This window comes from Streptomyces sp. NPDC055966 (assembly GCF_042269865.1).
Taxonomy (GTDB): Bacteria; Actinomycetota; Actinomycetes; order Streptomycetales; family Streptomycetaceae; genus Streptomyces.
In genome coordinates this window covers 143,446-162,873 of record NZ_JBHJYK010000022.1, presented here as the reverse complement: position 1 = coordinate 162,873, position 19,428 = coordinate 143,446, and the positions used below count along the sequence as shown (strand labels likewise).

At 69.6% G+C, this 19,428-nt stretch carries 19 protein-coding genes and 1 pseudogene; 16 read left to right on the top strand and 4 right to left on the bottom strand.

The genetic code is table 11. From position 1 onward, the window contains the following. From ACFC8N_RS37500 to ACFC8N_RS37490, 3 genes and pseudogenes are all read left to right on the top strand, one after another. Positions 1 to 492: pseudogene (locus ACFC8N_RS37500) on the top strand (dehypoxanthine futalosine cyclase); the annotation flags it as partial. Between the two features lie 7 nt (positions 493 to 499). Continuing rightward, positions 500 to 1,162 carry a hypothetical protein gene (locus ACFC8N_RS37495; protein ID WP_376293508.1) on the top strand — a complete coding sequence of 221 codons (663 nt, stop codon included), beginning with the start codon at positions 500 to 502 and terminating at the stop codon, positions 1,160 to 1,162. A 121-nt stretch (positions 1,163 to 1,283) separates the two neighbouring features. After that, the gene (locus tag ACFC8N_RS37490) at positions 1,284 to 1,979 is read left to right on the top strand and encodes a demethylmenaquinone methyltransferase (RefSeq protein ID WP_356027602.1); all 696 of its coding nucleotides are present in this window, start codon (positions 1,284 to 1,286) and stop codon (positions 1,977 to 1,979) included. A 15-nt stretch (positions 1,980 to 1,994) separates the two neighbouring features. Here ACFC8N_RS37490 and ACFC8N_RS37485 read toward each other — a convergent pair whose 3' ends face one another. Both ACFC8N_RS37485 and ACFC8N_RS37480 read right to left on the bottom strand, forming a co-directional pair. Next, complete coding sequence (locus tag ACFC8N_RS37485; RefSeq protein ID WP_356027600.1) at positions 1,995 to 2,303, bottom strand: PASTA domain-containing protein; 309 nt, start codon at positions 2,301 to 2,303, stop codon at positions 1,995 to 1,997. Between the two features lie 109 nt (positions 2,304 to 2,412). Then, positions 2,413 to 2,988, bottom strand: coding sequence for a GNAT family N-acetyltransferase (locus ACFC8N_RS37480; protein ID WP_376293505.1), 576 nt, complete (start codon positions 2,986 to 2,988; stop codon positions 2,413 to 2,415). 97 nt (positions 2,989 to 3,085) lie between these two features. On the opposite strand from ACFC8N_RS37480, the gene ACFC8N_RS37475 reads away from it, so the two are divergent. Beyond that, positions 3,086 to 4,378: a geranylgeranyl reductase family protein gene (locus ACFC8N_RS37475; RefSeq protein WP_376293502.1), complete on the top strand. Its 1,293-nt coding sequence runs from the start codon at positions 3,086 to 3,088 to the stop codon at positions 4,376 to 4,378. Positions 4,379 to 4,385: 7 nt separating this feature from the next. Here ACFC8N_RS37475 and def read toward each other — a convergent pair whose 3' ends face one another. Then, entirely contained in the window at positions 4,386 to 5,012 is a 627-nt protein-coding gene (gene def, locus ACFC8N_RS37470; protein ID WP_356027593.1) for a peptide deformylase, read from the bottom strand. A gap of 149 nt (positions 5,013 to 5,161) precedes the next feature. Continuing rightward, on the bottom strand, positions 5,162 to 5,974 hold the full coding sequence (locus ACFC8N_RS37465) for a C40 family peptidase (RefSeq protein WP_356027590.1): 813 nt from the start codon (positions 5,972 to 5,974) through the stop codon (positions 5,162 to 5,164). Positions 5,975 to 6,705: 731 nt separating this feature from the next. On the opposite strand from ACFC8N_RS37465, the gene ACFC8N_RS37460 reads away from it, so the two are divergent. From ACFC8N_RS37460 to nuoL, 12 genes are read left to right on the top strand one after another with little or no spacing between them, the layout of a single operon-like run. Beyond that, entirely contained in the window at positions 6,706 to 7,065 is a 360-nt protein-coding gene (locus ACFC8N_RS37460) for an NADH-quinone oxidoreductase subunit A (RefSeq protein WP_003992243.1), read from the top strand. 15 nt (positions 7,066 to 7,080) lie between these two features. Beyond that, complete coding sequence (locus tag ACFC8N_RS37455) at positions 7,081 to 7,635, top strand: NADH-quinone oxidoreductase subunit B family protein (protein WP_003998928.1); 555 nt, start codon at positions 7,081 to 7,083, stop codon at positions 7,633 to 7,635. Then, complete coding sequence (locus ACFC8N_RS37450) at positions 7,632 to 8,402, top strand: NADH-quinone oxidoreductase subunit C (protein ID WP_356027587.1); 771 nt, start codon at positions 7,632 to 7,634, stop codon at positions 8,400 to 8,402. Before ACFC8N_RS37455 ends, ACFC8N_RS37450 begins: the two co-directional genes overlap by 4 nt. Beyond that, entirely contained in the window at positions 8,399 to 9,739 is a 1,341-nt protein-coding gene (locus ACFC8N_RS37445; protein WP_356027584.1) for an NADH-quinone oxidoreductase subunit D, read from the top strand. Before ACFC8N_RS37450 ends, ACFC8N_RS37445 begins: the two co-directional genes overlap by 4 nt. Beyond that, positions 9,736 to 10,527, top strand: a complete 792-nt coding sequence (gene nuoE / locus ACFC8N_RS37440; protein ID WP_356027582.1) for an NADH-quinone oxidoreductase subunit NuoE — start codon at positions 9,736 to 9,738, stop codon at positions 10,525 to 10,527. The genes ACFC8N_RS37445 and nuoE overlap by 4 nt, the downstream gene beginning before the upstream one ends. Continuing rightward, positions 10,524 to 11,873 carry an NADH-quinone oxidoreductase subunit NuoF gene (gene nuoF / locus ACFC8N_RS37435; protein WP_356027579.1) on the top strand — a complete coding sequence of 450 codons (1,350 nt, stop codon included), beginning with the start codon at positions 10,524 to 10,526 and terminating at the stop codon, positions 11,871 to 11,873. The genes nuoE and nuoF overlap by 4 nt, the downstream gene beginning before the upstream one ends. Then, on the top strand, positions 11,870 to 14,374 hold the full coding sequence (locus ACFC8N_RS37430; RefSeq protein ID WP_376293497.1) for an NADH-quinone oxidoreductase subunit G: 2,505 nt from the start codon (positions 11,870 to 11,872) through the stop codon (positions 14,372 to 14,374). Before nuoF ends, ACFC8N_RS37430 begins: the two co-directional genes overlap by 4 nt. Next, positions 14,371 to 15,735: an NADH-quinone oxidoreductase subunit NuoH gene (gene nuoH, locus ACFC8N_RS37425; protein WP_356027575.1), complete on the top strand. Its 1,365-nt coding sequence runs from the start codon at positions 14,371 to 14,373 to the stop codon at positions 15,733 to 15,735. Before ACFC8N_RS37430 ends, nuoH begins: the two co-directional genes overlap by 4 nt. After that, a complete protein-coding gene (gene nuoI, locus ACFC8N_RS37420) occupies positions 15,728 to 16,378 on the top strand; it encodes an NADH-quinone oxidoreductase subunit NuoI (protein WP_376293496.1) in 651 nt (216 codons plus the stop codon). The genes nuoH and nuoI overlap by 8 nt, the downstream gene beginning before the upstream one ends. Beyond that, positions 16,375 to 17,217: an NADH-quinone oxidoreductase subunit J gene (locus ACFC8N_RS37415; protein ID WP_356027570.1), complete on the top strand. Its 843-nt coding sequence runs from the start codon at positions 16,375 to 16,377 to the stop codon at positions 17,215 to 17,217. The genes nuoI and ACFC8N_RS37415 overlap by 4 nt, the downstream gene beginning before the upstream one ends. Next, the gene (nuoK, locus tag ACFC8N_RS37410) at positions 17,214 to 17,513 is read left to right on the top strand and encodes an NADH-quinone oxidoreductase subunit NuoK (protein ID WP_071384283.1); all 300 of its coding nucleotides are present in this window, start codon (positions 17,214 to 17,216) and stop codon (positions 17,511 to 17,513) included. The genes ACFC8N_RS37415 and nuoK overlap by 4 nt, the downstream gene beginning before the upstream one ends. Positions 17,514 to 17,528: 15 nt before the next feature. Beyond that, entirely contained in the window at positions 17,529 to 19,424 is a 1,896-nt protein-coding gene (gene nuoL / locus ACFC8N_RS37405; RefSeq protein WP_376293493.1) for an NADH-quinone oxidoreductase subunit L, read from the top strand. Positions 19,425 to 19,428 lie beyond the last annotated feature (4 nt).

The following is a 19,428-nucleotide window of genomic DNA, read 5'->3' as shown; positions in this document are numbered from 1 at the left end:
CGGATGATCCGCGACGTCCAGGACCGCACGGGCGGCTTCCGCGCCTTCATCCCGTACACCTACCAGCCCGAGAACAACCACCTCAAGGGCCGCACGCAGGCCACCCTCTTCGAGTACCTGCGGATGATCGCCATCGCCCGCCTCTTCCTCGACAACGTCCAGCACATCCAGGGCTCCTGGCTCACCACCGGCAAGGAAGTCGGCCAGCTGTCGCTCCACTACGGCGCCGACGACCTCGGCTCGATCATGCTGGAGGAGAACGTGGTCTCCTCGGCCGGTGCCAAGCACCGCTCGAACCGGCTGGAGATCATCGACCTGATCCGCAAGGCGGGCCGCGTCCCGGCGCAGCGCGCGACGACGTACGAGCACCTGGTCGTGCACGACGACCCGGCCAACGACCCCGTCGACGACCGCGTCGTCTCGCACATCTCGTCCACGGCCATCGAGGGCGGCACGGCCCACCCCGAGCTGAAGCTGCTGACGTCCAACTGACGCCGCCGTGCTGACGATCCACGCCGCCCCGCTGGTCCTGCCGGTGGGCGCGGCACCCGTCGAGGACGGGGCCGTGGTGGTGGACGGCGACCGGATCACGGCCGTCGGGCCGTACGAGGAGGCCGTCGCCGCGGCTCCGGGCGCGCGGGTACGGCGCTGGCCGGGCGTGCTCACCCCGGGGCTGCGCCAGTGGCACCCGCTGTGGCTGCTGCGCCGCTGCTACCATCCCGACCCGCGCGAAGCCGACGAGCTGGGCGAACTGCCGTTGTGGGGCGAGCGGTTGGCCGCACTGGGCGACCTCGCCGAGAGCCGCTGGTCGGGCAGTGTCCGGCGGGGTGTGCAGCGGATGCTGCGGTACGGCACGACGGCGGTCGCGTCCCCGGGTGCACGCTTCGGCGATCCGCTGGTGGCCACGGCCGTCGCCCGGTCCGGGCTGACGGTCGTGGGTGTCCAGGGCGCCCCCGGCATGCTGCTGGGCGAGTGTCCCGACCTCGACCCGTTCGCCGAGGGGTACGACCTCGCCGGCACGGTCCACGGCCCCCTGACCGTCGGCGGCCGGGCCGACCTCGCCGTGTTCGACGTCCCCGACGAGCCGGCCCTGAGCGAGCGCGGCGCGGTGACCTGCGTGGCGACCGTGCTGGGCGGCCGGCTGGTGTACCGGGGCCGCTGACCGGGCCCAGCCGTCCACGGCCGGACTCTGGTACCTGCGCACGTACCTGCGGTTCGGGCTGCCGCTGATGCGTCAGGAAGCCCGCCCTCGTCCCCGGAGGCCGGGCTGCAACAATGGGCGGGTGACCCGCGCCTCCCTGAACAAGCAGCCGCACGAAGTCGCCTCGATGTTCGACGACGTGGCGGAACGGTACGACCTGACCAACGACGTGCTGTCGCTCGGCCAGGACCGGCGCTGGCGCAAGGAGGTGTCGAAGGCGGTCGACGCGCGCCCCGCGCAGAAGATCCTCGACCTCGCGGCCGGTACGGCCACCTCCTCGCTGCCCTTCGCGCGGACGGGCGCGTACGTCGTCCCCTGCGACTTCTCGGTCGGGATGCTCCGGGTCGGCAAGCGGAAGCACACCTGGCTGCCGTTCACGGCCGGGGACGCGACGCGACTGCCGTTCAGGGACGACACCTTCGACGCCGTGACGATCTCCTTCGGACTGCGCAACGTCCAAGACTTCGACGCGGCCCTGCGGGAGATGCACCGGGTGACCCGCCCCGGCGGCCGCGTGGTGATCTGCGAGTTCTCGACGCCGACCTGGGCGCCCTTCCGCACCGTCTACACCGAGTACCTGATGCGGGCGCTGCCGCCGGTCGCGCGCGCGGTCTCCTCGAACCCGGACGCCTACGTCTACCTCGCCGAGTCCATCCGTGCCTGGCCCGACCAGCCCGCCCTCGCCGAACGGCTGCGCAAGGCGGGCTGGACGAAGGTGGCGTGGCGCAACCTCACCGGCGGTGTGGTCGCGCTGCACCGGGGCTTCAAGGAGAGCTGAACCCCCGTCGGTGTCTCACCGGTTGATCATCTCGAAGGCGTCGCCGGGCTCGCCGAGTTCGCGTTGCATCCCGCCGCTCGGCGGGCGCGGGATACGCGGTTCGCGCACGCCTCCGCCGCCCTCGCCTTCCCCGAAGTCGAACCACACGTACACCATTGAGTCCGGCGGCACCTCGGCGCCGGGCGGCGGATACTGGCGTACGACGTAGTCGACAACGGTGTGGTGGAAGTCCGGGCGGTCCGGCGCGTTGAGGAACAGGCCCCGCGCCCGGGCCGTTTCGCGCGCGTCCACGGCCATCAGTCCGACCAGCCGTGGCACACGCACTTCGGGTGTTTTGGGTGTTATGCGCACAGATGTCACCCCCAGCGGTACTGGAAGGGTAACTCCCGCGCCTCCCGGCCGGAAGGATCCGGTGTCTTTCTGTAACAGATGACTACTCTGCGTTATTGAGGCGGTCGCCGTTGTCGCCCTTGTCGCCCTTGACGACGGGAGCGACGGGGGAGTCGAGGGCGAGCCGGAAGCAGAGGGCCCGCTCGCCCAGGGTCGGGTGCGGATAGGTCTCCGCCGGCCGCATGCCGAGCCGCCGGGTCACCGCGATCGACCGCTCGTTGCCGGGCCGGACCATCGCCACGACCTCCTTCACCCCGGCCGCCCGCACCCGCTCCAGCGTCTCGCGCGCGGCCGCCGTGACGTACCCCTTGCCCCAGTGCGTGCGACCGAGCCGCCAGCCGATCTCCGTCTCGCCGACCGGACCCCAGGCGGGCCGCCAGGGCTGGGCGCCGGTGAACCCGATGACCTCGCCGGTCCCGTCCAGCATCGTCCACAGGCAGAAGCCGAGCTCCGCGTCGTGCCGCCGCTGGCGCGCGGTGAGTTCCTCGTAGACGGAGAGGGCCGCCGGCCTGCCGCCGTAGAACTCCATGACCTCGGGATCTCCGAAGAGCCGGTGCCAGGCGACGGCGTCCTCGTGCGTAGGGACGCGCAGTCGTACCGCGGGGAGGGGTCGGTTCACAGGGCAGCCCTTCATCCGGGTGATCAATTCTGCTGAATAGACTGCCCATGTCCAGTGCCGGTCGGCACGCAGATTTCGAACTTGGGGAGATCCCGCCGTGACCGTCGTGAAGGAGCCCCTCTCCGAGAACACCGCCGACGTGATCGTCGTCGGCGCGGGGCCGGCCGGCTCCACGACCGCCTACCACCTTGCAAAGGCCGGTCTCGACGTCCTGCTCCTGGAGAAGACCGCGTTCCCGCGCGAGAAGGTGTGCGGCGACGGCCTCACCCCGCGCGCGGTGAAGCAGCTCGTCGCCATGGGCATCGACATCTCCGAGGAGGCCGGCTGGCTGCGCAACAAGGGCCTGCGCATCATCGGGGGCGGCTCCCGCCTCCAGCTGGACTGGCCGGATCTCGCCGCCTACCCGAACTACGGACTCGTCCGCAAGCGCGACGACTTCGACGAGCAGCTCGCCCGCAACGCGCAGAAGGCGGGGGCGCGGCTGTACGAGCGCTGCAACGTGGGCGCCCCGGTCATCGACGACCGCACGGGCCGCATCACCGGTGTGACCGCCAAGGTCGGCGAGGAGAAGCGCGAGGTCACCTTCCACGCGCCGCTGGTCGTCGCCGCCGACGGCAACTCCACCCGGCTGTCCCTCGCGATGGGCCTGCACCGCCGCGAGGACCGCCCGATGGGGGTCGCCGTGCGCACCTACTTCACCTCGCCCCGCCACGACGACGACTACCTGGAGTCCTGGCTGGAACTGTGGGACCGCCGCGGCGCCGAGGACCGCCTGCTGCCCGGCTACGGCTGGATCTTCGGCATGGGCGACGGCACGTCGAACGTGGGCCTCGGTGTGCTGAACACCTCCGCCTCCTTCAAGGAACTGGACTGGCGCGAGGTCCTCAAGGCCTGGTGCGCCTCCATGCCCGAGGACTGGGGCTACACCCCCGAGAACATGACCGGCCCGATCCGCGGCGCCGCCCTGCCCATGGCCTTCAACCGCCAGCCGCACTACACGCGCGGGCTGCTGCTCGTCGGTGACGCCGGCGGCCTGGTGAACCCCTTCAACGGCGAGGGCATCGCCTACGCCATGGAGTCCGGCCAGATCGCCGCCGACGTCGTCGTCCAGGCCCACGCGCGGGCCACGCCCGCCCAGCGCGAGATCGCCCTCCAGCGGTACCCGCGCGTCCTCAAGGACACCTACGGCGGCTACTACACGCTCGGCCGCGCCTTCGTGAAGCTCATCGGCAACCCGAAGGTCATGCAGATCGCCACCCAGCGCGGCCTCACACACCCGATGCTGATGAAGTTCACCCTCAAGCTCCTCGCGAACCTCACCGACCCCACGGGCGGCGACGCGATGGACCGCGTGATCAACGGCCTGAGCCGGGTGGCCCCGAAGGCGTGAGCACCCCCTAGGGCCGGCTCAGTTCCCCGGTGCGGGCGGCCCGGCGGGCGAAGACCTCGTCCCGCCGGTCCGCCATCTGCCGCAGCGCGTTCTTCTTCTCGCGTGTGGAGAGCCGGTCCAGGTAGACGTGCCCGTGGGTGTGGTCGGTCTCGTGGGCCAGACAGCGGGCGAAATATCCCGTGCCCTCGATGACGAGCGGACGGCCGTCCCTGTCCTGCCCGCGCACGACGGCGCGCTCCGGCCGCGGTACGGCCATCACGGCGCCCGGCACCGACAGACAGCCCTCGCCCTCGTCGATCAGCCGACGCCCGGCCGGGGCGGACTCCAGCACGGGATTGACGATGTGCCCGACATGTCGGACACCATCGTCGTCGGGGCAGTCGTACACGAACAGACGCAGATCGACGCCCACTTGATTGGCCGCGAGGCCGGCTCCCTCGGCGACGTACATGGTGAGGAACATGTCGTCGATGAGCGCGGCGAGGTCGGGCCCGAACTCCGTGACGTCCCGGCACGGCTTGTGCAGGACCTCCTCGCCGACCTCGGTGACCCGGCGCACCGTCCCACGCCCGGACTCGGGGGCGTGGCGCGGGTAGTAGTCGACGGGACTTCCCTGTACGAACACGCGTGGCATCGCGCGGTCTCCTTCGCTCGTGACCGGACCGCCGTACGACGGCCCGGACCGAGCATGTCAGGAAGGACCGGCCCGCACGCAGGTACGGCGCAAGGGCCGCTGCCCCCGAGCGGCTGCGGCCCTACGCGCGTTGAGTGGTGCCGGTGCCCTCAGAGCACCCGCACGGCGCCGGTCGGCGGGTCGTACGACAGCGGCCTTTCGACGATGCCGGTGGACGGGTTCTGCGCGCCGACGAACATACCGTCGCCGACGTACACCGCCACGTGGTACGCGCTGCCCGCGCCGCCCCAGTAGAGGATGTCGCCCGGCTGGAGGTTGCTCAGCGAGACCTGAGTGCCCTGGGTCGACTGGTCCTGGGAGACGCGCGGCAGGTCGACGCCGATCTGCTTGAAGGCGGACTGCACCAGGCCGGAGCAGTCGTAGGCGCTCGGGCCGGAGGCGCCCAGGACGTAGGACTTGCCGATCTGCGCCTTCACGAAGGCGATGACCGTGGCGGCCGAACCGGTCGCGGAGCCGGTGTCGGTGGAGGAGGTGCCGGTGCTCGACGAGGCGGAGAGCGTGGTGCGCTCCGCGTTGCGCGAGGCACGGGCGGCGGCCTCGATGCGGGCCTGCTCCTCGGCCTTCTTCTTGGCCGCCGCGGCCTTCTGCTGGGCCTCGGCGAGGTCCGCCTTGGCCTGCTTCGCGGCATTCGCGGCGGCCGCGTCGCGCTCCGCCTGGAGCTGGTAGTTCGCGGCGGCCTGCTGCGTGGCGTCCGCGGACTGGGCGGCCTGGGCGGCCAGGTCGGCCGTCAGGGTGGGCAGTTCGAGGGTCTGCGTCACCGGCTCGGCCGCGTTCGCCGAGCCGGACGCCCCGGCGACTGCCAGAGTGCCGAGGACGCCACCGGCAACTCCGGCCCGCATCGCGAAGGTCGACGCGCTGCGGCGGGGCTTCCGGTGGCTGCGTATGTGAGCGGTGTGGGACATGAGGACAACGGGTACCAGGGGCTCCTTCATATCTTCAAGAAACGTGTGCTGCGCCACAGTTGCTCAATCGAGACCCTGAATCTCGGGTGTGTCGCTCTTTATTGACGCCGTAACGGACATAGCGGACGTTGGCGATCAAGCCCTTGATCACGGTCTTTGATCATTACGTCCGAATTGCCCCGCACCTACCACCGGTTGGGATGGTTGGCCAACCCCGGTTCTCATGACCCTCTCATCGATGTGGCGGAGGTCACGGAACGGTTACCGGAAGGGTGGCGTCCCGTGTGCGCGGAGCTCGTGAACGCGTGCACGCGTCCACATCGCGCTCCGCGCTCCCCCTGATGTGTGAACGCGGCTCTCTAGCAGGCAGTCGCGTCCAGCACCAATTTGCATGCAAGCGAAGTCTCTTGATATTGAGACGCCCCCTCCGGCCTGCGACGACAAGCCGGAATGTCACTTCTGGTGATCAACTGAACGCTTCGCGTATGAAGATCACCCATCATCCGACTTCATGATCCTTCGTCAGGTGGTGGAGATCACAAAGCTTGTGGAATACCCCGTGTCGCAGATCACAGAGCGGCGGGCATAAGATGCGAGGCAGTTGGGCTTGTGACCTGCTTCACATGTTCTCGATCTTCGCCCGGGACGAGCGGGGCGCGTGGGACCGGTGAGGCGGGTGTGGGCCCTGTGAACCGCCAGCAGTCAGCGCCGACTGAGAGGAGCGAGGAGCGGTGAACGCGTATGCGCCCATCCTCGTACTGGGAGCCCTCGGGGCAGGCTTTGCGATCTTCTCCGTGGTCATGGCCACGCTGATCGGGCCGAAGCGGTACAACCGCGCGAAGCTCGAGGCCTATGAATGCGGTATCGAGCCGACCCCCACGCCGGCCGGCGGCGGGCGCTTCCCCATCAAGTACTACCTGACGGCGATGCTCTTCATCGTCTTCGACATCGAGATCGTCTTCCTCTACCCCTGGGCCGTCACCTTCGACGCCCTGGGGATCTTCGGGCTCGTGGAGATGCTGCTCTTCGTGCTCACCGTCTTCGTCGCGTACGCGTACGTATGGCGGCGCGGCGGCCTGGAATGGGACTGAGGGGCCTTTAACGACATGGGACTCGAAGAAAAGCTGCCGAGCGGTTTCCTGCTCACCACCGTCGAGCAAGCCGCGGGCTGGGTGCGCAAGGCGTCCGTCTTCCCGGCCACCTTCGGCCTCGCGTGCTGCGCCATCGAGATGATGACGACCGGCGCCGGCCGTTACGACCTGGCGCGCTTCGGCATGGAGGTCTTCCGCGGCTCGCCGCGCCAGGCCGACCTGATGATCGTCGCCGGCCGGGTCAGCCAGAAGATGGCGCCGGTGCTCCGGCAGGTCTACGACCAGATGCCCAACCCCAAGTGGGTGATCTCCATGGGCGTCTGCGCCTCCTCGGGCGGCATGTTCAACAACTACGCGATCGTCCAGGGCGTCGACCACATCGTCCCGGTCGACATCTACCTGCCGGGCTGCCCGCCCCGCCCCGAGATGCTGATGGACGCGATCCTCAAGCTCCATCAGAAGATCCAGACCTCCAAGCTCGGCGTGAACGCCGAGGAAGCCGCCCGCGAGGCGGAGGAGGCGGCGCTCAAGGCCCTGCCCACGATCGAGATGAAGGGGCTGCTGCGGTGAGCGACGCGAACGGCAACGGCACGGGCGGCGCGAACGGATCCGCGAACGGCGTCAACCCGGAGAAGGACCTGTCCGCCTCCAACCTCCCCGGCCAGCGCGGCCAGGGCGGCGAGGAGATCCGCGTCCAGCGCGGCATGTTCGGCGCCAACAACGGCGGCGACACCTCCGGCTACGGCGGACTGGTCCGCTCGGTCCGCCTCCCGGGTCCCGCGAGCAGGCCCTACGGCGGCTGGTTCGACGAGGTCGCCGACGAACTCGAAGGCGCCCTGGAGGAACAGGGACTCCTCCCGGAGAACGCCATCGAGAAGACGGTCGTCGACCGCGCCGAGCTGACCTTCCACATCGAACGCGAGCACCTGGTCCGTGTCGCCCGCACCCTGCGTGACGACCCGGCCCTGCGCTTCGAGCTGTGCACCGGCGTCAGCGGCGTCCACTACCCGAACGACAAGGGCCGCGAGCTGCACGCCGTCTACCACCTGCGCTCGATCACCCACAACCGGCTGATCCGCCTCGAAGTCAGCGCTCCCGACAGCGACCCGCGCATCCCGTCCCTGGTCCCCGTCTATCCGACGAACGACTGGCACGAGCGCGAGACCTATGACTTCTTCGGGATCGTCTTCGACGGTCACCCGGCCCTGACGCGGATCATGATGCCGGACGACTGGCAGGGCCACCCGCAGCGCAAGGACTACCCCCTCGGCGGCATCCCCGTCGAGTACAAGGGCGCCCAGATCCCGGCTCCGGACCAGCGGAGGTCGTACTCGTGAGCACGCAGTCAGCATCCGCGGCCGACGCCGCATCGGCGCGCGAGACCACCGAGGGCACCGTATATACGGTCACCGGTGGCGACTGGGACGAGATCGTCCAGTCCGCGACCCGCGCCGACGACGAACGCATCGTCGTCAACATGGGTCCGCAGCACCCGTCCACCCATGGAGTGCTTCGCCTGATCCTGGAGATCGAGGGCGAGACCGTCACCGAGGCCCGCTGCGGCATCGGCTATCTGCACACCGGCATCGAGAAGAACCTCGAATTCCGCACGTGGACGCAGGGCACCACCTTCGTCACGCGCATGGACTACCTCACGTCCTTCTTCAACGAGACCGCCTACTGTCTCGCCGTCGAGAAACTCCTCGGCATCGAGGACGAGATCACCGAGCGCGCCAAGATCATCCGGGTGCTCCTGATGGAGCTGAACCGGCTCTCCTCCCACCTGGTGTGCATCGCCACCGGCGGCATGGAGCTGGGCGCCACCACGATCATGATCTACGGATTCCGCGATCGTGAAATGATTCTCGACCTCTACGAGCTCATCACGGGCCTGCGCATGAACCACGCGTACATCCGGCCCGGCGGACTCGCCCAGGACCTGCCGCCCGGCGCGGTGGACCAGATCCGCGCGTTCGTGAAGAAGATGAAGAAGAACCTCCCGGAGTACGACAAGCTCGCCACCGGGAACCCCATCTTCAAGGCCCGCATGCAGGACATCGGCTACCTCGACCTGGCCGGCTGCATGGCCCTCGGCGCCACCGGCCCGATCCTGCGCTCCGCGGGCCTGCCGCACGACCTGCGCAAGGCCCAGCCGTACTGCGGCTACGAGACGTACGACTTCGAGATCCCGACCGCCGACACCTGCGACGCCTACGGCCGCTTCCTGGTCCGCCTGGAGGAGATGCGCCAGTCGCTCGGGATCGTCGAGCAGTGCCTGGACCGGCTCCAGCCCGGACCGGTCATGGTCGCTGACAAGAAGATCGCCTGGCCCGCCCAGCTCGCCCTGGGACCGGACGGACTCGGCAACTCCCTCGACCACATCAAGAAGATCATGGGCACCTCCATGGAGGCCCTGATCCACCACTTCAAGCTCGTCACCGAGGGCTTCCGCGTCCCGCCGGGACAGGCCTACGCGGCCGTCGAGTCCCCCAAGGGCGAACTCGGCGTGCACGCCGTCTCCGACGGCGGCACCCGCCCCTACCGGGTCCACTTCCGCGACCCGTCCTTCACCAACCTGCAGGCCATGGCGGCGATGTGCGAAGGCGGCCAGGTCGCCGACGTGATCGTCGCCGTCGCGTCCATCGACCCCGTGATGGGAGGCGTCGACCGGTGACCACCTCTTCTTCGGAGCGGGGCGTCGGCCTGGGCATGCCCGAACTGCCCGCGCCCGCGTACCCGGACGACGTCCGGGCCCGGCTGGAGGCGGACGCGCGCGAGATCGTCGCGCGCTACCCGGACTCCCGCTCCGCCCTGCTGCCTCTGCTCCACCTCGTGCAGTCGGAGGAGGGCCACGTCACGCGCACCGGAATGCGGTTCTGCGCGGACGTGCTGGACCTGACCACGGCCGAGGTCAGCGCCGTCGCCACCTTCTACACCATGTACCGGCGCAAGGCGTCCGGCGACTACCAGGTCGGCGTGTGCACCAACACGCTGTGCGCGGTGATGGGCGGCGACGAGATCTTCGAGACCCTCCAGGAGCACCTGGGCGTCGGCAACGGCGAGACCACCGGTGACGGCAAGGTCACCCTGGAGCACATCGAGTGCAACGCGGCCTGCGACTTCGCGCCGGTCGTGATGGTCAACTGGGAGTTCTTCGACAACCAGACGCCCGGCAGCGCCAAGCGCCTGGTCGACGACCTGCGCGCGGGGCGGCCCGTGCAGCCCACGCGCGGGGCGCGGATGTGCACCTTCAAGGAGACCGCGCGGATGCTGGCCGGCTTCCCCGACGAGCGGCCCGGGGCCGTCGAGGAGGGCGGCAGTGCGGGACCCGCGTCGCTGGTGGGCCTTCGCCTGGCAAGGGGAGAGGCCGCACCCGCGCGCGTGGTCCATCCGCGCGGAGGTCCGCACGAGGAACCCCAGGACACGCCGTCCGCCGACCAGGACGCAGAGGAGGGGGAGTGATGACCGTGGCAGCCGAACTCAAGGACACCAGCCCCGAGAAGCTGCTCGCACCCGTGCTGTCGGCCTTCTGGGACGAGGACCGGTCCTGGACGCTGGACGTCTACCGGAGGCACGAGGGGTACGAGGGGCTGCGCAAGGCACTCGCCATGTCGCCGGACGACCTGATCGCGTACGTCAAGGACTCCGGTCTGCGCGGCCGCGGTGGCGCGGGGTTCCCGACCGGAATGAAGTGGCAGTTCATTCCGCAGGGTGATGGAAAACCGCACTATCTAGTTGTCAACGCCGACGAGTCGGAGCCAGGGACCTGCAAGGACATCCCGCTCCTCTTCGCGAACCCGCACAGCCTCATCGAGGGCATTGTGATCGCGTGTTACGCCATCAGGTCGTCGCATGCCTTCATCTATCTGCGTGGTGAAGTCGTCCCCGTTCTACGGCGGTTGCACGAGGCCGTGCGCGAGGCCCGCGCGGCGGGCTACCTCGGCGAGAACATCCTGGGCAGCGGGCTCGACCTCCAGCTCACCGTGCACGCGGGCGCGGGCGCGTACATCTGCGGTGAGGAGACCGCACTGCTGGACTCGCTCGAAGGCCGCCGTGGTCAACCGCGGCTGCGTCCTCCCTTCCCTGCTGTCGAAGGGCTCTATGCCTGCCCGACTGTTGTGAACAACGTCGAGTCGATCGCGTCGGTTCCCGCCATCCTGAAAAATGGGAAAGACTGGTTCAGGTCGATGGGCAGCGAGAAGTCCCCGGGCTTCACGCTCTACTCGCTCAGCGGCCACGTCGCGAGCCCCGGCCAGTACGAGGCACCGCTCGGCATCACGCTCCGCCAGCTCCTCGACATGAGCGGCGGGATGCGGCCCGGCCATCGCCTCAAGTTCTGGACGCCCGGCGGCTCCTCGACGCCGATGTTCACCGACGAACACCTCGACGTCCCTCTCGACTACGAAGGAGTGGGCGCCGCTGGTTCCATGCTCGGCACCAAGGCGCTCCAGTGCTTCGACGAGACGACCTGCGTGGTGCGGGCGGTGACCCGCTGGACCGAGTTCTACGCGCACGAGTCCTGCGGCAAGTGCACGCCCTGCCGCGAAGGGACGTACTGGCTGGTGCAGTTGCTGCGGGACATCGAAGCGGGCAAGGGCGTCATGTCCGACCTCGACAAGCTCGCCGACATCGCCGACAACATCAACGGCAAGTCGTTCTGCGCCCTCGGTGACGGCGCCGCGTCCCCGATCTTCTCCTCGCTGAAGTACTTCCGCGAGGAGTACGAGCAGCACATCACGGGCCGGGGCTGCCCCTTCGACCCGGCCAAGTCGACGGCCTGGGCGGACCGCCCGGAGGTGAACGCATGACCGTGACCACCAGCGCCCCCACCGGAGGGGGGCAGGCGGCGGTCCCGCCGGAGGACCTCGTCACGCTGACGATCGACGGTATCGAGATCAGCGTGCCCAAGGGCACCCTGGTCATCCGGGCCGCCGAGCAGGTCGGCGTCGAGATCCCCCGGTTCTGCGACCACCCCCTCCTCGCCCCCGTCGGCGCCTGCCGCCAGTGCATCGTCGAGATCGAGGGCCAGCGCAAGCCGATGGCGTCCTGCACCATCACGTGCACCGACGGCATGGTGGTGAAGACCCAGCTCACCTCGCCGGTCGCCGAGAAGGCCCAGCACGGCGTGATGGAGCTGCTGCTCATCAACCACCCGCTGGACTGCCCGGTCTGCGACAAGGGCGGCGAGTGCCCGCTGCAGAACCAGGCCATGTCGCACGGCAACGCCGAGTCCCGCTTCGACGGGAAGAAGCGCACCTACGAGAAGCCCGTACCGATCTCCACCCAGGTGCTGCTCGACCGCGAGCGGTGCGTGCTGTGCGCCCGCTGCACCCGGTTCTCCAACCAGATCGCGGGCGACCCGATGATCGAGCTGCTGGAGCGGGGCGCACTCCAGCAGGTCGGCACCGGCGAGGGCGACCCGTTCGAGTCGTACTTCTCCGGCAACACCATCCAGATCTGCCCGGTCGGCGCCCTGACCTCGGCCGCCTACCGCTTCCGCTCCCGCCCCTTCGACCTCATCTCCTCGCCCTCGGTGTGCGAGCACTGCTCCGGCGGCTGCGCCACCCGCACCGACCACCGGCGCGGCAAGGTCATGCGGCGGCTCGCCGAGAACGACCCCGAGGTCAACGAGGAGTGGATCTGCGACAAGGGACGCTTCGCGTTCCGGTACGCGCAGGCGAAGGACCGCCTCGACACCCCGCTGGTCCGCAATGCCGACGGCGTCCTGGAGCCAGCCTCCTGGCCGCAGGCCCTGGACGCGGCCGCGCGCGGGCTGAGCGTAGCCCGCTCCCGGGCCGGCGTCCTCATCGGCGGCCGGCTCACCGTCGAGGACGCCTACGCGTACAGCAAGTTCGCGCGCGTGGCGCTCGACACCAACGACATCGACTTCCGCGCGCGCGTGCACAGCGGCGAGGAAGCCGACTTCCTGGCGTCCCAGGTGGCCGGCCGCGGCCGTGACCTCGACGGTACGGGCGTCACGTACACCTCCCTGGAGAAGGCGCCCGCCGTCCTGCTGGTCGGCTTCGAGTCCGAGGAGGAGGCGCCCGGCGTCTTCCTGCGGCTGCGCAAGGCCTGGCGCAGGCACAAGCAGCAGGTCTTCGCGGTGGCCACGCACGCGACGCGGGGCCTCCAGAAGGCGGGCGGCACGCTGCTGGCGGCCGCGCCGGGCACCGAGACCGAGTGGTTGGACGCCCTCGCGAGCGGCGTCGGCCTGGAGGAGCCCGGCGCGCGCGCGGCGGAGGCCTTGCGCGGCGACGGCGCGGTCATCGTCGTCGGCGAACGGCTTGCCTCGGTCGCGGGCGGCCTCACCGCCGCCGTCCGCGCCGCCACCGCGACCGGCGCCCGGCTGGTGTGGATCCCACGCCGGGCCGGTGAACGCGGCGCCGTCGAGGTCGGCGCGCTGCCGTCGCTGCTGCCGGGCGGCCGCCCGGCGACCGACCCGCGCGCGCGGGAGGAGGTCGCCGCCGCCTGGGGGCTGGCCGAACTCCCGTTGCGCTACGGCCGCGACACGCACCACATCCTGGAGGCCGCCGCCACGGGCGAACTGTCCGCGCTCGTCGTCGCCGGCGTGGAGGTCGCCGACCTGCCCGACCCGGCACGCGCGCGTGAGGCACTGGACAGCGTCGGCTTCCTGGTCTCGCTGGAGCTGCGGCCCGGCGAGGTCACGCAGCACGCCGACGTCGTCCTGCCGGTCGCCGCGGCCGCAGAGAAGGCGGGCACCTTCCTCAACTGGGAAGGCAGGGTGCGGCTCTTCGAGGCCGCCCTCAAGCCCGACCAGATGACCCGCCGTCTCGCGCCGACCGACGCGCGCGTGCTCCATATGCTCGCCGACGCCATGGACGTCCACCTCGGTCTGCCGGATCTGCGCACCGCGCGCGCGGAGATCGACCGGCTCGGTTCCTGGGACGGCCCGCACGCCACCGAGCCCCAGGAGTCCTCGGGCGTGCTGCCGCGTCCGGCCGTCGGCGAGGCCGTGCTCGCCGGGCACCGGCTGCTGCTCGACCAGGGCGTCCTCCAGCAGGGCGACGACGCGCTCGCCGGCACCCGGCACGCCGCACGCGCGCGCGTGTCGGCGGCCACGGCCGCCGAGGCGGGCGTGCGGGACGGCGAACTCCTCGCCGTCACCGGCCCGGCCGGCACCACCGAACTCCCGCTCCAGGTCACCGAGATGCCCGACCGCGTGGTCTGGCTCCCGCTGAACTCCGCCGGTGCCGGCGTCGCCTCCGACACCGGGGCACAGCCCGGCTCCCTCGTCCGCATCGGCCCGGCGGCAGTCGCCGAAGAGGCCCCCAAGGAGGTGGAGGCATGAGCCCGTTCCTCGCCGCTGAAGACCTCTCGATGTTCGGCCGCGACCCCTGGTGGCTGGTCGTCGTCAAGGCGGTGTTCTGCTTCGCCTTCCTGATGGTGACCGTGCTGTTCTCCATCGTCTGGGAGCGCAAGGTCGTCGCCTGGATGCAACTGCGCATCGGCCCCAACCGGCACGGCCCCTGGGGCATGCTCCAGTCGCTCGCCGACGGCGTGAAGCTGATGCTCAAGGAAGACCTCATCGTCAAGCGCGCGGACAAGGTGGTCTACGTCCTCGCGCCGATCGTCGCGGCCATCCCGGCCTTCATGGCGATCGCGGTGATCCCCTTCGGCCCGGCCGACAACGAGATCTCGATCTTCGGCCACCGCACCACGATGCAGCTCACCGACCTGCCGATCGCGATGCTCTACATCCTCGCGGTCGCCTCCGTCGGCATCTACGGCATCGTGCTGGCGGGCTGGAGTTCCGGATCCACCTACCCGCTGCTCGGCGGCCTGCGCTCCTGCGCACAGATGATCTCCTACGAGATCGCCATGGGCGCCGCGTTCGCCTCCGTGTTCCTCTACTCGGGGTCGATGTCGACGTCCACGATCGTGGAGCAGCAGCACGACCGCTGGTACATCCTGCTGCTGCCGGTCTCCTTCATCCTCTACATCGTCACGATGGTCGGCGAGACCAACCGCGCCCCCTTCGACATGCCGGAGTCCGAGGGCGACCTGGTCGGCGGCTTCAACACCGAGTACTCGTCCATCAAGTTCGCGATGTTCATGCTCGCCGAGTACGTGAACATGGTGACGGTCTCGGCCGTGTCGACCACGCTCTTCCTCGGCGGCTGGCGCGCCCCCTGGCCGATCAGCACCTTCTGGCAGGGCGCCAACCACGGCTGGTGGCCGCTGCTCTGGTTCGTGATCAAGGTCCAGTTGCTGCTGTTCTTCTTCATCTGGCTGCGCGGCACGCTCCCGCGCGTGCGCTACGACCAGTTGATGAAGCTCGGCTGGAAGGTCCTCATCCCGGTCTCGGTGACCTGGCTGATGCTGGTGGCGACGGTACGGGCCCTGCGCAACGAGCACTACGACTTCGCCGACATCGCCCTCTACGTCGGCGGCGGAGTCCTCGCCCTGCTGCTGCTCTCCTTCGTCGCCGACATGTTCCGCGAGAAGACGAAGGAAACCGAGCCGCCCGCCGCGCAGGAGGCCGGGTTCGACCCGATGGCGGGCGGATTCCCGGTCCCGCCGCTGCCCGGGCAGGAGCTCCCGCCGGTGCCGAGGCGCCGCCCCCGCAGCGAGCGGGAGCTGATTGTCAGTGGCGGGTCGGACACTGTCAGTGACGGATCTTCGGATGGAAAGGAGGCGTCCGATGGCTGAGGAGCCCAAGGAGACCAAGCCCGGTTTCCTGAACCCCGTGGCCGGCTTCGGCGTGACCTTCAAGGCCATGTTCAAGAAGCGGCTGACCGAGCAGTACCCCGAGCAGAAGAAGACCACGGCCCCGCGGTTCCACGGACGGCACCAGCTCAACCGCCATCCGGACGGCCTGGAGAAGTGCGTCGGCTGCGAACTGTGCGCCTGGGCCTGCCCCGCCGACGCGATCTACGTCGAGGGCGCCGACAACACCGACGAGGAGCGCTACTCGCCGGGTGAGCGGTACGGCCGCGTCTACCAGATCAACTACGCCCGCTGCATCCTGTGCGGCCTGTGCATCGAGGCGTGCCCCACGCGCGCGCTCACGATGACCAACGAGTTCGAGCTGGCCGACTCCAGCCGCGCCAACCTCATCTACACCAAGGAGCAGCTGCTCGCCGGCCTTGAGGACGGCATGGTCGACACGCCCCACGCGATCTTCCCGGGCACCGACGAACAGGACTACTACCGCGGTCTGGTGACCCAGGCCGCGCCCGGCACCGTACGGCAGGTCGCCGTCTCCAAGGGCGAGTCCCCCGAGGACCGGCAGCAGGACCAGGACCAGGACCAGGGCCAGGGCCAGGGCCAGGAGCGGGAGGTGGACGCATGAGCGCGCAGCTCGCCGCCTACACCACCTCCACCGGCGAGGCCTTCCAGTTCTGGGTGCTCGCCACCGTCGCGGTGATCGGCGCCCTGTGCACCGTCTTCATGAAGAAGTCCGTGCACAGCGCCCTCTCCCTCGCCGGGACCATGATCGTCCTGGCGGTGTTCTACCTCGCCAACGGCGCCTACTTCCTCGGCATCGTGCAGATCGTCGTCTACACCGGCGCGATCATGATGCTGTTCCTGTTCGTGGTGATGCTCGTCGGCGTGACGGCCGCGGACTCGCTGAAGGAGACCATCAAGGGTCAGCGCTGGCTGGCCCTTGCGTGCGGGGTCGGCTTCGGCGTGCTGCTGTTCGCCGGCATCGGCAACGCCTCGCTGAAGGAGTTCAACGGCACCGGCCGGGCGAACGCGAACGGCAACGTGGAGGGCCTCGCCTCCCTCATCTTCACCAAGTACGTCTTCGCCTTCGAAATCACCGGCGCTCTGCTGATCACGGCCGCCGTCGGCGCCATGGTGCTCACGCACCGGGAGCGCACCGAGCGCGCCAAGACCCAGCGCGAGCTGTCCGAACAGCGCATCCGCGAGGGCAAGCACGTCCCGCCGCTGCCCGCCCCCGGTGTCTACGCCCGGCACAACGCCGTGGACATCGCCGGCCTGCTGCCCGACGGCACCCCGTCCGAGCTGACCGTCAGCAAGACGCTGCGCGAACGCGGTCAGATCCGCGACGTCTCGGCGGAGGCGCTCGGCGACCTGCGGGCGCTGGAGCAGCGTTCGCAGGAACGCCTGGAGCGTACGGCGATCGAACCGACGACGTTCAAGCGGTCCGAGGAGGCGTCGAAGTGAACCCGGTCAACTATCTGTATCTCTCGGCCCTGTTGTTCACGATCGGCGCGACCGGCGTCCTGATCCGGCGCAACGCCATCGTGGTCTTCATGTGCATCGAGCTGATGCTGAACGCCTGCAACCTCGCGTTCGTCACCTTCTCCCGGATGCACGGCAACCTCGACGGCCAGATCATCGCGTTCTTCACGATGGTCGTCGCCGCCGCGGAGGTCGTGGTGGGCCTCGCGATCATCGTGTCGCTGTTCCGTACCCGCCACTCGGCCTCGGTCGACGACGCCAGCCTGATGAAGCTGTAAGGGGTCGGAAGAATCGTGGAGAACCTGATCGCGCTGCTCATCGCGGCGCCCCTGCTCGGAGCGGCCGTCCTGCTGACCGGCGGCCGGCGCCTGGACCGCGTCGGCCACTGGATCGGCACGCTCCTGTCGGCCGCCTCCTTCGTGTTCGGCCTGATCCTCTTCGCCGACCTGCTCGGCAGGAACGCCGAACACCGCACCCTGATCAAGCACCTGTTCAGCTGGGTCCCGGTGGCCGGCTTCCAGGCGGACGCCACCCTCCGCCTCGACCAGCTGTCGATGACGTTCGTCCTGCTCATCACGGGCGTCGGCTCGCTGATCCACCTGTACTCGGTCGGGTACATGGAGCACGACGAGCGGCGCCGCCGCTTCTTCGGCTATCTCAACCTGTTCCTCGCGGCGATGCTGCTGCTCGTCCTCGCCGACAACTACCTGCTGCTGTACGTCGGCTGGGAGGGCGTCGGTCTCGCGTCGTACCTGCTGATCGGTTTCTGGCAGCACAAGCCCAGCGCCGCGACGGCCGCGAAGAAGGCCTTCCTGGTCAACCGCGTCGGCGACATGGGCCTGTCGATCGCGATCATGCTGATGTTCGCGACGTACGGGACGTTCGCCTTCGGGCCGGTCCTCGGCCACGCGACCGACGCCTCCCAGGGCAGGCTCACCGCGATCGGCCTGATGCTGCTGCTCGCCGCCTGCGGCAAGTCGGCCCAGGTGCCGCTGCAGTCCTGGCTCGGGGACGCCATGGAGGGCCCGACCCCGGTCTCGGCCCTGATCCACGCGGCGACGATGGTGACCGCGGGCGTGTACCTGATCGTCCGCTCCGGAGCCGTCTTCAACGCCGCTCCCGACGCGCAGCTGGCGGTCACCGTCGTCGGCGCGGTCACGCTCCTGTTCGGTGCGATCGTCGGTTGCGCCAAGGACGACATCAAGAAGGCGCTGGCCGGCTCGACCATGTCGCAGATCGGCTACATGATCCTCGCCGCGGGCCTCGGCCCCGTCGGCTACGTCTTCGCGATCATGCACCTGGTGACGCACGGCTTCTTCAAGGCCGGGCTGTTCCTCGGCGCCGGTTCGGTCATGCACGGCATGAACGACGAGGTCGACATGCGCAGGTACGGCGGCCTCAGGACGTACATGCCGGTCACCTTCGTCACCTTCGGCCTCGGCTACCTCGCCATCATCGGCTTCCCGGGCCTGTCCGGCTTCTTCTCCAAGGACAAGATCATCGAGGCGGCCTTCGCGAAGGGCGGCACCGAGGGCTGGATCCTCGGCGGCGCGGCCCTGCTGGGCGCGGCCATCACCGCCTTCTACATGACGCGCGTGATGCTGATGACGTTCTTCGGCGAGAAGCGCTGGCAGCCCGACGCGAACGGCAACGAGCCGCACCCGCACGAGTCCCCGAGGGTCATGACGATCCCGATGATCGTGCTCGCCGTCGGCTCGGTCTTCGGTGGCGCCTTCTTCAGCATCGGCGACCGCTTCCTGCACTGGCTGGAGCCGGTCACCGGACACAGCGAGGGCCATTCCCCGGTCAGCGCCTGGACAGTCACCGGGGCGACCATGGTCTGCCTGGTCATCGGCGTCGGCATCGCCTGGGCGCAGTACGGCCGCAGGCCCGTCCCGGCCGTCGCCCCGCGCGGCTCGCTGCTCACCCGCGCGGCCCGCCGCGACCTGCTCCAGGACGACTTCAACCACGTGGTCCTGGTCCGTGGCGGCGAGCACCTGACGCGCTCCCTGGTGTACGTCGACCACACCCTGGTCGACGGTGTCGTCAACGGCACGGCGGCCGGCTTCGGCGGCCTGTCCGGGCGGCTGCGCCGGCTCCAGAACGGCTTCGCCCGCTCCTACGCGGTCTCGATGTTCGGCGGCGCGGCACTCATCGTCGCCGCGACCCTGCTGATGAGGGCGGTCTGATACC